Origin of the sequence: Micrococcus sp. KRD077 (genome assembly GCF_017168505.1) — a bacterium.
Classification (GTDB): Bacteria; Actinomycetota; Actinomycetes; order Actinomycetales; family Micrococcaceae; genus Micrococcus; species Micrococcus luteus.
Genome location: NZ_JABFAZ010000002.1, coordinates 26,479 through 40,616 on the forward strand (window position 1 = coordinate 26,479; position 14,138 = coordinate 40,616).

Sequence of the window (14,138 nt, forward strand, 5' to 3'; positions counted from 1 at the left end):
TGGCCGATCAGCGGCAGATCCAGGGGCGGCGCGGGCGGCCGGAGGGGGAACGACGGGAGTGGGGGACCGGTGGGGTGCTCACCGGGCCAGGGTAGGCGATGCGGTAGACTCGACCCTCGGCCTCCCTGCAGTCCGCGGTGGGGTGGGCCCCGCGTCGTCCGCCCCGGCGGGGCGCGGCCCGTGTTCGCGGTACCGAAGTGAAGGAGGCCCACCATGGCCCTGGATCCCGCTGTCAAGCAGCAGATCATCAAGGAGTACGCCACCCACGAGGGCGACACCGGTTCCCCCGAGGTGCAGATCGCGGTCCTGTCCCGCCGCATCAAGGACCTGACCGAGCACCTCAAGGAGCACAAGCACGACCACCACACCCGTCGCGGCCTGATGGCCCTGGTGGGTCGCCGTCGTCGCATGCTCGGCTACCTGCAGAAGGTCGACATCGAGCGCTACCGTGCGCTGATCGAGCGCCTCGGCCTGCGCAAGTGACCTGAGGAGGCGGCGCCGGAGCCCGCGGGGACCCGCGAGCGCCGGCGCCGCCTTTCGTCTGCCCCCGGACGCACGTAGTGTGTCCCGGGGGGAGACCGCCGCAGCCTGCGGCACTCCGGCGCGCCATGGCGCGCATCCCCGCATCATCGACACACCCGACGGTTCCGCGCCCATCGCCCGCGGTCCTCGACAGTGGCTCCCGGACCCCGCCGCACGGCGGGACGCCGAGGGCCTCGATCGAAGACCAGGGGGACAGGGACGCCTGCGGCGCCGTCCACCTGAAAGGAGGCCCTCATGGAGGGTCCTGAGATCACCTTCGCCGAGGCCGTCATCGACAACGGCTCGTACGGCAAGCGCACCGTCCGCTTCGAGACCGGGCGCCTCGCCCAGCAGGCCGCCGGCGCCGCCATGGTCTACATCGACGAGGAGACGTCGATGCTGTCCGCCACCACCGTCGGCAAGTCGCCCCGCGAGGGCTTCGACTTCTTCCCGCTGACCGTGGACGTCGAGGAGCGCATGTACGCCGCGGGCCGCATCCCCGGCTCGTTCTTCCGCCGCGAGGGCCGCCCGTCCACGGACGCGATCCTCACCTGCCGCCTGATCGACCGCCCGCTGCGCCCGGCGTTCGTCAAGGGCATCCGCAACGAGGTCCAGGTCGTCGTGACCGTCACCTCGATCGCCCCGGACGAGATCTACGACACGGTGGCCATCAACGCCGCCTCCCTGTCCACGCAGCTGTCCGGCCTGCCGTTCTCCGGTCCCATCGGCGGCGTGCGCATGGCCCTCATGGACGACGGCTCCGGCACGCGCCAGTGGGTCGCGTTCCCGAAGCACTCCCAGCTCGAGGGCGCCGTGTTCAACATGGCCGTGGCCGGCCGTGTGGTGGGCGACGACGTCGCCATCATGATGGTCGAGGCCGAGGCGACCCCGGACTCCTGGACCCTGGTCAAGGAGCGCGGCGCGCAGGCGCCCACCGAGGAGATCGTGGCCGAGGGCCTCGAGGCCGCCAAGCCCTTCATCCGCGCCCTGTGCGAGGCCCAGGCCGACCTGGTCAAGCGCGCCGGCAAGGACCCGGTGGACGTCCCCGTGTTCCAGGACTACCAGGACGACGCCTACGCCGCCGTCGAGAAGCTCGCCACGGACCGCCTGACCGAGATCTTCTCCATCGGCGACAAGCAGGAGCGCGAGTCGGCCTCGGACGCCTACCTGCTCGAGGTGCTCGAGGAGCTCGCCGGCGAGGGCAAGGACTTCGCCGAGCGCAAGGGCGAGATCGCCAAGGCCTACGGCTCCCTCACCAAGCAGATCGTGCGCCGCCGCATCCTCACCGACCAGGTGCGCATCGACGGCCGCGGCCTGACGGACATCCGCAAGCTGACCGCGGAGGTGGAGGTCCTGCCCCGCGTGCACGGCTCCGCCATCTTCGAGCGCGGCGAGACCCAGATCATGGGCGTCACCACGCTGAACATGCTCAAGATGGAGCAGCAGATCGACTCGTTGGCGCCGGAGACGGCCAAGCGGTACATGCACCACTACAACTTCCCGCCGTACTCCACCGGCGAGACCGGCCGCGTGGGCTCCCCGAAGCGCCGCGAGATCGGCCACGGCGCCCTCGCCGAGCGCGCCCTCGTGCCCGTGCTGCCGGCCCGCGAGGAGTTCCCCTACGCGATCCGCCAGGTCTCCGAGGCCCTCGGCTCCAACGGCTCGACGTCGATGGGCTCCGTCTGCGCCTCCACCCTGTCCCTGCTGAACGCGGGCGTGCCGCTGCGTGCGCCCGTGGCCGGCATCGCCATGGGCCTGGTCTCCGCCGAGGTGGACGGCCAGACCCAGTACGCGGCCCTGACCGACATCCTCGGCGCCGAGGACGCGTTCGGCGACATGGACTTCAAGGTGGCCGGCACCGCGGAGTTCGTCACCGCGATCCAGCTGGACACCAAGCTGGACGGCATCCCGGCCTCCGTGCTGGCCGCCGCCCTGACGCAGGCCCGCGAGGCGCGCCTGCACATCCTGTCCGTGCTGAACGCCGCCATCGACGCCCCGGACGAGATGGCCCCCACCGCCCCGCGGATCATCTCCGTGCGCATCCCGGTGGACAAGATCGGCGCGGTCATCGGCCCCAAGGGCGCCATGATCAACCAGATCCAGGACGACACGGGCGCGGACATCACCATCGAGGACGACGGCACCGTGCTGATCGGCGCCACTGACGGCGCCTCGGCCGAGGCCGCGCGCTCCGCGGTGAACGCGATCGCCAACCCGCAGGTCCCCGAGGTCGGTGAGCGCTACCTCGGCACCGTGGTGAAGCTGACCACGTTCGGCGGGTTCGTCTCGCTCACCCCGGGCAAGGACGGCCTGCTGCACATCTCCGAGCTGCGCAAGCTCAACGAGGGCAAGCGCGTGGACGACGTCGAGGACGTGCTCGGCGTGGGCCAGAAGGTCCAGGTCGAGATCACCAAGATCGACGACCGCGGCAAGCTCTCCCTCTCCCCGGTGGTGGCGGAGTCCGACGCCGTGGCCGAGACCGCGGACGCGATCGAGTCCTCGCAGACCGAGGCGTGATCCGCCCCGGCCGGGCACGCCCGGCCCGGTGACCACGACGGCGCCGCACCCTCCCCGCGAGTGGTGCGGCGCCGTCGTCGCGCATGGGCGAGAATGGCCGTCATGAGTGTTCACCGTGAGATCCCCCTGGACTTCGACGGCGTGCTGGCGGACGAGGGCAACGGTTCCGTGGTGCGCCGCTCCGTGCTGCCCGGCGGCGTCCGCGTGCTCACCGAGGCCATGCCGGACCAGCGCTCGGTGACCATCGGCTACTGGGTGGCCGTGGGGTCCCGTGACGAGTCGCCCGAGGGCTACGGCGCCACGCACTTCCTCGAGCACCTGCTCTTCAAGGGCACGCCCACGCGCACCGCGATGGACATCGCGGCCGCCTTCGACCGCGTGGGCGGGGAGTCCAACGCCGGCACGGCCAAGGAGTCCACCGTCTACCACGCCCGCGTGCTGGACGAGGACCTGCCGATGGCCGTGGAGGTCCTCACGGACATGCTCACCTCCTCCCTGATCGACCCGGACGAGCTCAAGACCGAGCGCGGCGTGATCCTCGAGGAGCTCGCCATGGACGCGGACGACCCCGTGGACGTGGCCCACGAGAAGCTCGCCGAGGTCATGCTGGACGGCCACCCCCTCGGCCGGCCGATCGGCGGCACGCCCGAGACGATCCGGGCCGTCACCCGCGACCATGTGGTCGGGCACTACACGCACTGGTACCGCCCGGACGAGCTCGTCGTCACCGCCGCCGGCCACCTCGACCACGACGAGGTCTGCCGCCTCGTCCTCGCCGCCCTGCGCGCCTCGGGCTGGGAGCTCACCCCGGGAGCCCTGCCCGCCCCGCGCCGTGCCGTGGACACCGCCGGGGCCGCGGCCTCGCGGGTGCGGACCGGCACGCACACCGTCACCAAGGCGGTCGAGCAGGCCAACGTCCTCGTCGGCGGCCGCTCGCTGTCCACCACGGACCCGGACCGCTTCGCCCTGGGCGTCATGCAGTCCGTCCTGGGCGGGGGCATGTCCTCGCGGCTGTTCCAGGAGATCCGCGAGCGCCGCGGCCTGGCCTACAACACCTACTCGTTCTCCGCCGGGTACTCCGACGCCGGCTACTGGGGCCTGTACGCGGGCTGCCAGCCGGACCGGGTGGACGAGGTGGCCGCGCTGATGGAGGCCGAGCTGGACCGGATGGCCGAGGCCGACGTCACCGGGGAGGAGCTCGCGCGCGCCCACGGGCAGATCTGCGGCGGCACCGTGCTGGGCATGGAGTCCACGGGCGCCCGCATGTCCCGGCTGGGACGGGCCGAGCTGGTCACGGGGGAGTACGTGGACCTGGCGGCCTCCCTCGCCCGGGTCCGCGAGGTCGACGCCGGCCAGGTCCGGGCCGTGGCCGCGCGCCTGGCCGCGGGGGACCGGGCGCGCGTCGTCGTCGCCCCGGCCTGACCTCGGCCACGGCCGCCGGGGCGGGCCGCGTAGGCTGGAGGCCATGACCGAGACCCGCACCCCCTCCGCCGTGTCCGCTCCCGACGACGTCCCGCGCGTCGCGATCCTGGGCGCCCGTGGCCGCATGGGCCGCCACGCGGTGCCCGCGGTGCGAGCGGCCGAGGGGCTGAAGCTCGTGGCCGAGCTCGGCTCGCAGGACCGCCTGGACGCGGTGCTCGACGCCGGCGCCACGCACGTCCTGGACCTCACGGTGCCGGACGCCTCGCCTGAGAACGTGGCCTTCGCCGTGGAGCACGGGCTGCACACCGTGGTCGGCACGTCGGGCTGGGTGCCCGAGCGCCGCGAGCGCCTCGGGGCGCAGCTGGCTGAGCACCCGGGGGTGGGCGTGCTGATCGCCCCGAACTTCTCGGTCGGCTCGGTGCTGGCCTCGGCGTTCGCCGCGCAGGCGGCGCGGTACTTCGAGTCCGTCGAGCTCGTCGAGCTGCACCACCCGGACAAGGTGGACGCCCCGTCGGGCACGGCCGTGCGGACCGCCGAGCTCATCGGCGCGGCCCGGGACGCGGCCGGCGTGCCCATCTCCCCGGACGCCACCGAGCATGACCCGGACGGCGCGCGCGGCGCCGTCGTCCACGGCGTGCACGTGCACGCGGTGCGCCTGCGTGGCCTGGAGGCGCACCAGGAGGTGCTGCTGGGCGGGCCGGGTGAGCAGCTCGTGGTCCGGCACGACGCATTCGACCGCGGCGCCTACATGCCCGGCGTCGTCCTCGGCCTGCGGACCGTGGCCTCCCGCCCGGGTCTGACCTACGGACTGGATGGATACCTGGACCTTGGCTGAGCCCTCCCGCATCCCCGACGACGGCGCCGTGGGCCCGACCGTGCCCGCCGCCCGTGCCCGCCGCTCGACCGTGATGAGCAAGGTGTGGGTCGGCTTCGTGTCCCTGCTCGTGCTGCTGTTCGCCGGGTTCGCCCTCAACGCGTCCGTCGCGCTGGTGCGCGCCCCGCAGCCGCTGGCCAAGGCGATCGGCGTGGGCGTCATCCTCGTGGTGCTGGTGACCGTGGCCGTCCTGGCCCGCGAGGTGTGGTTCGGGCGCCAGACCGAACGCCTGGCCGACCAGCTCGAGGCCGAGGGCGGGCTGCCGGAGGACGACCTGCCGCGCTCGCCCGGCGGCCGGATCGACCGGGAGGCCGCCGACGCCCAGTTCGACCTGTACCGCGTGGAGGCCGAGGCCGCACCGCGCGACTGGCGCGCCCGCTACCGCCTCGCCCTGGCCTACGACGCCTCGGGCGACCGCCGCCGCGCCCGCGAGGCGGCCCGGGAGGCCGTCCGCCTGCACCGCGCCGGCTGACGCGGCCCACGCCTCGCTCAACGCCCTGCGACGGCCCGTTCCCCACCCGCCCGGGAGAGCCGGGCCATCACGGCTTCGAGCGGACCCCGTCGGCCGCTGAGCTCGGCGGCCAGCCCGGCCGCGAGGCTCAGCACGACGAGGGCGGCGAGCAGTGCCCCGTCGGCCGGGTCGAGTCCGGTCGCGTCCACGAGCGCGAGCACCACGAGGTGCCCCACGTAGAGCGTGAGCGGGATGCGCCCCGCACCCACGAGCGGGCGCAGCGCGGCGTGCCCGACCAGCGGCCGGGCCAGCAGGCAGGCGCCCAGCACGGCGCAGGCCCAGCCCGCCGCAAGCACGGCGGCCACCACGGACCCGGAGTGCGGGGTCGGCAGGGCGAGCCACAGCGGATCCGGGATCAGCAGCGCGAGCCGCGGCTCGCCCGTGCGCAGCGTGAGCGCCGTCTCGACCGGGTCCGTGCCGATCGCCGCGGCGACCCGCCCGACCGTGCCCGGAGCCCGCAGCACCGCCGCACCGACGACGCCGGCCGCCGCCCACGCCGCGGCCCCGCCGCCGAGGATCCCGGCGGCCACGCGGGGCCGGTCCAGCGGCAGCCGCCCCAGGGCCAGCCCCAGCACGAGGAACGCGCCCCAGGACAGGACGGGGTAGTAGCCCGTGAGCGTCAGATCGGCCAGCAGCAGCCCGGGACGCAGCAGGTCCGCGGGGCCGGGGGAGAGCCAGAGCCGCCCGCCCACGAAGAACTCCTGGCGCCCCACGACGGCCTGCACGGCCGCGACCACCGCGAACACCAGCACCGGCCCGAGCACGAGCCACGCCCCCGCGATCACCCCCAGGGTGCGGGCACGCAGGCCCAGCAGGGGCAGCGCGAGCAGGAAGAGCAGGGCGTAGTGGCACAGGATCACGGCCACGGGGACCCCGAGCGTCCCGCACGCGAGCCCGAGCACGAACAGCAGGCCCGCGCGTCGGGCGATCCGGCGGCGCAGCGTCGCGCGCCGGGCCCCCGTGGCCGGCGTCGCGCCCCCCGTGGACAGGGCCAGCCCGACGCCGGCCAGCAGGACGAACAGCACCGAGGCGCGTCCGGCGAAGGACAGGAACGCCGGGTGCGGCGCCCCGTCCGCCGTCGCCGGGTCGAGGACGTGGACGGTGATCATGCCGAGCAGGGCGGGCTCCTCTCGAGTCGCCGCGCGTCGCGGAGGGGCCACGGACGGCGCGGGCCCCCAGTCTCGCAGGTAGGGTGGGGCCCATGAGTGCCGTCCGTTCCGCCGTCATCCCCTCCGAGCTGCTCTTCGGCACGGTCGTGCCCGCCATGGTCACCCCCATGACGGACGAGGGCGCCGTGGACCTCGAGGCGGCCGCCGCGCTGGCCGAGCACCTGGTGGACCGCGGGGCCGACGGCCTCGTGGTCACCGGCACCACCGGCGAGACCTCCACGCTCACGGACGACGAGAACGTGGCGATGTTCCGCACCGTCGTCGAGGCCGTGGGGGACCGCGCCAGGGTCGTGGCCGGCACCGGCACCAACGACACGGCGCACACCCTCGAGCTGTCCCGCCGCGCGGCCGAGACGGGCGTGGACGGGCTGCTGCTCGTCACCCCGTACTACAACAAGCCCAACCAGGCCGGCATCCGCGCGCACTTCGAGGCCGTGGCCGACGGCGTGGACCTGCCGATCATGCTCTACGACATCCCGGGCCGCTCCGTGATGCCGATCGAGCCCGAGACGATCATCGCGCTCGCGCAGCACCCCAACATCCGTGCGCTCAAGGACGCGAAGGGGGACCTGCAGTCCACCACCACCGTCCTGGCGCACACAGACCTCGACCTCTACTCCGGCGACGACGGCGCGACCCTGCCGCTCATGGCGCTCGGCGCCGTCGGGGTCGTCTCGGTGGCCGCGCACGCGGCCCCCGAGCTGTACCGCCAGCTCGTGGACGCCGTCCACGCCGGCGACCTGGCCGGTGCCCGTGATCACCACTTCGCGCTGGACCCCGTCCAGCGCGGCATCATGACCCACGTCCAGGGCGCGGTGGCCGCGAAGGCCGTCCTCGCCGCCCAGGGCGTCATCCCGTCCGCAGCCGTGCGGCTGCCCCTCGTCCAGGCCACGCCGGACGAGCTCTCCGTCATCCGAGCCGACCTCGCGGAGGCCGGCATCACCTTCTAGAAGGGACCCGTTCCATGACCGCAGGCACCCGCCTGTCCACCCCGCCCAAGCTCAAGCGGGGCACCTGCCGCATCGTCCAGCTGGGCGGCCTCGAGGAGGTCGGCCGCAACATGGTCACCTTCGAGATCGACGGCAAGATCCTCATCGTCGACTGCGGCGTCCTCTTCCCCGAGGAGCACCAGCCCGGCGTCGACCTGATCCTGCCGGACTTCGACTACATCCGGGACCGCGTGGACGACGTCGTCGGCATCGTCCTGACCCACGGCCACGAGGACCACATCGGTGCCGTGCCGTACCTGCTGCGCCTGCGCGACGACATCCCCGTGATCGGCTCCAAGCTGACCCTCGCCCTGATCGAGGCCAAGCTCGAGGAGCACCGGATCAAGCCGCGCACCCGCGTGGTCAAGGAAGACGACATCGTCGAGTTCGGCCCGTTCGAGTGCGAGTTCGTGGCCGTGAACCATTCGATCCCGGACGCGCTCGCCGTCGCCATCCACACGGACGCCGGCACCATCCTGCACACCGGCGACTTCAAGATGGACCAGCTGCCGCTCGACGGCCGCATCACGGACCTGCGCGCCTTCGCCCGTCTCGGCGAGGAGGGCGTGGACCTGTTCATGACCGACTCCACGAACGCCGAGGTCCCGGGGTTCACCACCACGGAGGCGGAGATCGGCCCCACCCTCGAGCGCTACTTCGCCACGGCGAAGCGCCGCATCGTGGTGGCCTCGTTCTCCTCCCACGTGCACCGCGTCCAGCAGGTCCTCGACGCCGCCCACAAGCACGGTCGCAAGGTGGCCTTCGGCGGGCGCTCCATGATCCGCAACATGACCATCGCGGCGAAGCTCGGCTACCTCAACGTGCCGAACGGGATCCTCGTGGACATCCGCAAGGTGGACAAGTACCGCGACGACGAGATCGTGCTCATGGTCACCGGCTCCCAGGGCGAGCCGATGGCGGCCCTGTCCCGCATGGCCAACGGGGACCACCAGGTGCAGCTGGCGGAGGGCGACCTCGTCGTGCTGGCCTCCTCGCTGATCCCGGGCAACGAGAACTCCGTGTTCCGCGTGATCAACGGGCTCATGAAGCTCGGCGCGACCGTGGTGCACAAGGGCATGGCCAAGGTGCACGTCTCCGGCCACGCCTCCGAGGGCGAGCTGCTGTACTGCTACAACATCGTCGAGCCCGAGTTCGTGATGCCGGTGCACGGCGAGACCCGCCACCTGATCGCCAACGGCCGGATCGCGGAGAAGACCGGCGTGCCGGCCGAGAACGTCATCCTCGCCGGCAACGGCACCGTGGTGGACATGACCGACGGCCTCGTGAAGGTCGTCGGCGAGGTGGAGTGCGGCTACGTGTACGTGGACGGCTCCTCCGTGGGCGAGATCTCCGACTCCGACCTCAAGGACCGCCGTGTCCTGGGCGAGGAGGGCTTCCTCTCGATCATCACCGTGGTCAACCGGCAGACCGGCGCGATCGTGTCCGGCCCGGACGTCCACGCCCGCGGCATCGCCGAGGACGAGAAGGTGTTCGAGGAGATCAAGCCGAAGATCGTCCGGGCGCTCGAGGAGGCCGTGCAGTCCAGCAAGGACCACACCGCCCACCAGCTCCAGCAGGTGGTCCGCCGGACCGTCGGCACGTGGGTCAACCGCAAGCTGCGCCGCCGCCCGATGATCATCCCGGTGGTCCTGGAGGCCTGACCCCTCCGGGTCGCCATGCCTGCCGTGTCCGCGGTTCGCGGTAGTTTGGTGGGCATGGCGACCCGTACTTCCCCCACGCGTTCGTCCTCCTCCTCCGCCACGTCCCGCTCCGGCTCCGCCGGACGCCGAGGCTCCGGACGGAAGGGGTCGACCGCGACCGTCCCCGAGGCCGACCGGCCCGCCGCGCCCCTGCGCGCCCTGCACACCCTGTGGATGGGGCTGGCCACGCCGGTCGGCGCCGGCTTCCGCAAGCTCGGCCCGGACGTGCGCATCGACCGCGAGGAACGCCGTGACGGCACCGGCCTGCTCCTGCTGCTGCTCGCCGCGCTGATCGCGGCCGTGGAGTGGTGGGGCCTGCGCGGCACCGCCGTCGGCCGCGTGGTGCACGGGGTGGTGGGCGGCACCGTCGGGTGGTTCGCCCTCCTGGTGCCGATCGCCCTGCTCGTCGTGGCCGTGCGCTGCTTCCGCCACGCCACGGACCATCGCGCCAACGGGCGCATCATCATCGGCCTGCTCACGGCGACCGTCGCCGGCTCCGGCATCGCCCACCTCGTGGGCGGTGTGCCCTCGGCCGCCGAGGCCTTCGAGGACATGCTCGGCGCCGGGGGCATGGTCGGCTACCTGGCGACGGCGCCGCTGGCCTCCCTGCTGACACCCGTGCCCGTCTGGGCCCTCATGATCCTGCTGGCCTTCTTCTCGGTGCTCGTGCTCACCGCGACGCCCGTCGGTGCGATCCCGCAGCGGATCGCGGGAGGCTACGACTGGCTCACGGGCCAGGACCCCGAGGGCGCCTCCGAGCAGCGGGCCGCCCGCCGCGACGAGCGGCGCCGGGCCCGTGAGGTGCGCCGCGAGGCCGAGGACCTCGCCACCCCGCTCTCCGTGGACGCGGAGACCGGGCGCACCCACCCGGGCCACGACCAGTCCTACCTGGACGGACCGGCCGCCGGCTCCCACGCCGCCGGGGCCTCCCGCCCCGGCCTGTTCGCGCGCCTGTTCGGCGGGCGCCGGGCACGCGAGGATCAGGCCGCCGACGCCGCCCCGGAGCGCACCGCCAGCACCGCCTACGACTCCCCGGTGATCCACGAGGCCGAGGCCGGCTCCCACGCCGCCCCCGAGGCCGAGACCACCCGGGTCCTGCCCCGACCCGCCCCGCGGCGGGCCGCTCGCGGGGAGCAGGGCGTGTTCGACGCCGAGCAGGCCGCCGCGAACGCGCGGGACGCGGGCCGGGACGCCTCGGACGACTTCGACCCGTGGGTGGACGAGGACGACGCGCCCGAGGACGCGGACGCCGAGCCGCAGCCGCCCGCCGGAGTGCGCCGACCCACGGCCGCGGACCGTGCCCTCGAGCAGGTCCGCGAACACGCCCGCGCCCAGCGCGAGGCCGCCGCCCCGGCCGCCGCAGCCCCGGAGGAGGACGCGGGGGAGGACACCCCGTTCGCCCTGGACGACGCCCCAGGTCAGGGCTCCGGGGCCGCCGTGCCGTCGTCGTCCTCCGCCGTGCCCGCCAGCACCCCCGCGCCGGTGCCGCCGGTGACCGCCGAGCCGGCCCGCGGCACCCAGTCCGAGCTGGGCGGGGACGTGTCCTACACGCTGCCGCAGTCGGCCCTGCTCCCGGCCGGGCCCCAGCCGAAGGAGCGCTCCGAGGCCAACGACCGGGTCGTCGCCGCGCTGACCACCACGTTCACCGAGTTCAAGGTGGACGCCCAGGTCACCGGGTTCTCCCGCGGGCCGACGGTGACGCGCTACGAGGTCGAGGTCGCCCCCGGCACCAAGGTGGAGAAGGTGACGGCGCTGGAGAAGAACATCGCGTACGCGGTGGCCTCCTCGGACGTCCGGATCCTCAGCCCCATCCCGGGCAAGCGCGCGATCGGCATCGAGATCCCCAACACGGACAAGGAGGTCGTGGCCCTCGGCGACGTCCTGCGCTCGCAGGCCGCCCAGCGCACCGACCACCCGATGGTGATGGGCGTCGGCAAGGACGTGGAGGGCGGCTACGTGGTGGCCAACCTGGCGAAGATGCCCCACATGCTCGTGGCGGGCGCCACCGGCGCCGGCAAGTCCTCGTTCGTGAACTCGATGATCACCTCGATCCTCATGCGCTCCACCCCGGACGAGGTGCGCATGGTGATGGTGGACCCCAAGCGCGTCGAGCTCACCGCGTACGAGGGAGTGCCCCACCTGGTCACCCCGATCATCACGAGCCCGAAGAAGGCGGCCGAGGCGCTGCAGTGGGTCGTCAAGGAGATGGACACCCGCTACGACGACCTCGCGGCGTTCGGCTACAAGCACGTGGACGACTTCAACAAGGCCGTCCGGGCCGGCCAGGTGAAGCTGCCGCCGGACTCCAAGCGCGTGCTGCGCCCATACCCGTACCTGTTGGTCATCGTGGATGAGCTCGCGGACCTGATGATGGTCGCCCCGCGCGACGTCGAGGACGCGATCGTGCGCATCACCCAGCTGGCCCGTGCGGCCGGCATCCACCTTGTTCTCGCCACGCAGCGGCCGTCCGTGGACGTGGTCACGGGCCTGATCAAGGCCAACGTGCCCTCCCGCATGGCGTTCGCGACGTCGTCGGTCACGGACTCCCGCGTGGTCCTGGACCAGCCCGGCGCGGAGAAGCTGCTCGGCCAGGGCGACGCCCTGTTCCTGCCGATGGGCAAGTCCAAGCCCATGCGCGTGCAGGGGGCGTGGGTCAACGAGTCCGAGATCCACGCCGTCGTGGAGCACGTGAAGTCGCAGATGCAGGTCCAGTACCGCGCGGACGTGATCCCCGAGAAGACCGAGAAGGTCATCGACGAGGACATCGGCGACGACCTGGACCTGCTCCTGCAGGCCGTCGAACTCGTGGTCACCACGCAGTTCGGCTCCACGTCCATGCTGCAGCGTAAGCTGCGGGTGGGCTTCGCGAAGGCCGGCCGCCTCATGGACCTCATGGAGTCCCGCGGCGTCGTGGGCCCCTCCGAGGGCTCCAAGGCCCGCGACGTGCTGGTCAAGCCCGACGACCTCGCGGACGTGCTCGCCACCATCTCCGGAGACACCCCGCCCTCGGCCACCTCCGGCGACGGCGACGCCTCGGCCGGAACCGGCGACGGCGACGCCTCGGCGTCGGCCGCTCCGCGCGACCTGGTGCAGGAGGACCTGGACTCGCGCCCGGCCGCCGTGGACTGGAACGACGAGGACGATGATGAGGGATCGGAGGACGCGTGGCAGCTGACGGGCAGATGAGCGCGGCTGGCGGGGCGCAGCGCGTGTCCGCCTGGAACCTGCCGAACATCCTGACCTCGGTGCGCATCCTGATGGTGCCCTTCTTCGCCTGGGCGCTGTGGGTCGGCGGGCCGTGGGGCGGCGACTCGCTCGTCGCCCGGTGGCTCGCGCTGGCGCTGTTCGCGGCGGCCATGTACACCGACAAGCTCGACGGGGACATCGCCCGCGCCCGCGGGTTGATCACCGACTTCGGCAAGATCGCGGACCCCATCGCGGACAAGCTGCTCACGGGCACGGCCCTCGTGCTGTTCTCCCTGCTGGGGGAGCTGTGGTGGTGGGTGACCATCGTGATCCTGGTGCGCGAATGGGGCATCACCCTGATGCGCTTCGTGGTGATCCGCTACGGCGTGATGCCGGCCGGCCGCGGCGGCAAGCTCAAGACCGTGCTGCAGACCGTGGGCATCGGCCTGCTGCTCCTGCCCTTGGCCCCGGTCGTGGGCGGCTGGTGGCCGTGGGCCGGCTGGGTGGTCATCGGGGCCGCCACCGTGCTGACGGTGCTGACCGGTCTGGAGTACGTCAAGGACGCGTGGGTCCTGCGGCGGGACGCCCTCGCCGCCCAGCGGGGGGCCTGAGGCGATGACCATGGCAGGCGCCCAGGACGTGGTGCACGCGCTCGCGCACGCGGGCCGCACGGTGGCGACGGGGGAGTCCCTCACCGCCGGCCTGCTGGCCGCGCGCCTGGCCGACGTCCCCGGGGCGTCGGCCGTGCTGCACGGTGGCGTGGTGGCCTACCAGAACGCCGTGAAGACCGGCCTGCTGGGTGTGCCCGAGGACCTGCTCACGCGGGTCGGGGCGGTGGACGCGGACGTGGCCCGACGGATGGCCCTCGGCGCCCGCGCGGCCCTGGGCGCCGACGTCGGCGTGGCCACCACGGGCGTCGCCGGGCCCGAGCCCCACCAGGGCCGGCCGGTGGGCACCGTGTGGCTCGGCCTGGCCGTGCCCGACGCGGACGCGAACGCGTTGGACGTGCTCGGCGGCGAGCGCGACGGCGCAGCCACCGCAATCCTCCTCCGGCTCGACGGCGGCCGGGCTGCGATCCGGGAGGCCACCGTCGCCGCGGCGCTGCAGGCCCTGACGCGCCTGCTCGCCGGCCGCGGCCACTGAGGCGGCACGGAGGCGCCGACCGACCCGCCTCGGCGCCCCGTTCCTGGTGCCGGCCCGCCCCGCCGCGTAGGTTCGGCGCGATGGAGACCGCATCGCCTCCCACCC

Annotated in this window: 11 protein-coding genes; 10 read left to right on the plus strand and 1 reads right to left on the minus strand. The window is 73.4% G+C overall.

What is annotated here, in order from left to right; genetic code table 11:
- Positions 1–213 precede the first annotated feature (213 nt).
- The 5 genes from rpsO (at position 214) to J1M39_RS00175 (ending at position 5,807) form a co-directional block, all read left to right on the plus strand.
- Positions 214–483 carry a 30S ribosomal protein S15 gene (rpsO, locus tag J1M39_RS00155; RefSeq protein ID WP_017488396.1) on the plus strand — a complete coding sequence of 90 codons (270 nt, stop codon included), beginning with the start codon at positions 214–216 and terminating at the stop codon, positions 481–483.
- Between the two features lie 294 nt (positions 484–777).
- On the plus strand, positions 778–3,039 hold the full coding sequence (locus tag J1M39_RS00160; protein ID WP_129866883.1) for a polyribonucleotide nucleotidyltransferase: 2,262 nt from the start codon (positions 778–780) through the stop codon (positions 3,037–3,039).
- A gap of 93 nt (positions 3,040–3,132) precedes the next feature.
- Positions 3,133–4,461 (plus strand): M16 family metallopeptidase, encoded by a 1,329-nt coding sequence (locus J1M39_RS00165; protein WP_376699721.1) that lies wholly within the window; start codon positions 3,133–3,135, stop codon positions 4,459–4,461.
- A 43-nt stretch (positions 4,462–4,504) separates the two neighbouring features.
- Entirely contained in the window at positions 4,505–5,296 is a 792-nt protein-coding gene (gene dapB / locus J1M39_RS00170) for a 4-hydroxy-tetrahydrodipicolinate reductase (RefSeq protein ID WP_129866881.1), read from the plus strand.
- Positions 5,289–5,807, plus strand: coding sequence for a hypothetical protein (locus J1M39_RS00175; RefSeq protein WP_206496343.1), 519 nt, complete (start codon positions 5,289–5,291; stop codon positions 5,805–5,807). Before dapB ends, J1M39_RS00175 begins: the two co-directional genes overlap by 8 nt.
- Positions 5,808–5,824: 17 nt before the next feature.
- Here J1M39_RS00175 and J1M39_RS00180 read toward each other — a convergent pair whose 3' ends face one another.
- Complete coding sequence (locus J1M39_RS00180) at positions 5,825–6,955, minus strand: heparan-alpha-glucosaminide N-acetyltransferase domain-containing protein (protein ID WP_240739687.1); 1,131 nt, start codon at positions 6,953–6,955, stop codon at positions 5,825–5,827.
- Positions 6,956–7,047: 92 nt separating this feature from the next.
- Between J1M39_RS00180 and dapA the strand changes: the two genes are divergently transcribed.
- From dapA to J1M39_RS00205, 5 genes are read left to right on the plus strand one after another with little or no spacing between them, the layout of a single operon-like run.
- On the plus strand, positions 7,048–7,965 hold the full coding sequence (gene dapA / locus J1M39_RS00185) for a 4-hydroxy-tetrahydrodipicolinate synthase (RefSeq protein WP_036384223.1): 918 nt from the start codon (positions 7,048–7,050) through the stop codon (positions 7,963–7,965).
- A 14-nt stretch (positions 7,966–7,979) separates the two neighbouring features.
- Positions 7,980–9,665 carry a ribonuclease J gene (locus J1M39_RS00190; protein WP_206496344.1) on the plus strand — a complete coding sequence of 562 codons (1,686 nt, stop codon included), beginning with the start codon at positions 7,980–7,982 and terminating at the stop codon, positions 9,663–9,665.
- A 54-nt stretch (positions 9,666–9,719) separates the two neighbouring features.
- Positions 9,720–12,890, plus strand: coding sequence for an FtsK/SpoIIIE family DNA translocase (locus tag J1M39_RS00195; protein ID WP_206496345.1), 3,171 nt, complete (start codon positions 9,720–9,722; stop codon positions 12,888–12,890).
- The gene (locus J1M39_RS00200; RefSeq protein WP_044658592.1) at positions 12,887–13,501 is read left to right on the plus strand and encodes a CDP-alcohol phosphatidyltransferase family protein; all 615 of its coding nucleotides are present in this window, start codon (positions 12,887–12,889) and stop codon (positions 13,499–13,501) included. The genes J1M39_RS00195 and J1M39_RS00200 overlap by 4 nt, the downstream gene beginning before the upstream one ends.
- Positions 13,502–13,511: 10 nt before the next feature.
- A complete protein-coding gene (locus tag J1M39_RS00205) occupies positions 13,512–14,033 on the plus strand; it encodes a CinA family protein (protein ID WP_165577047.1) in 522 nt (173 codons plus the stop codon).
- The last annotated feature ends 105 nt before the right edge of the window (positions 14,034–14,138 follow it).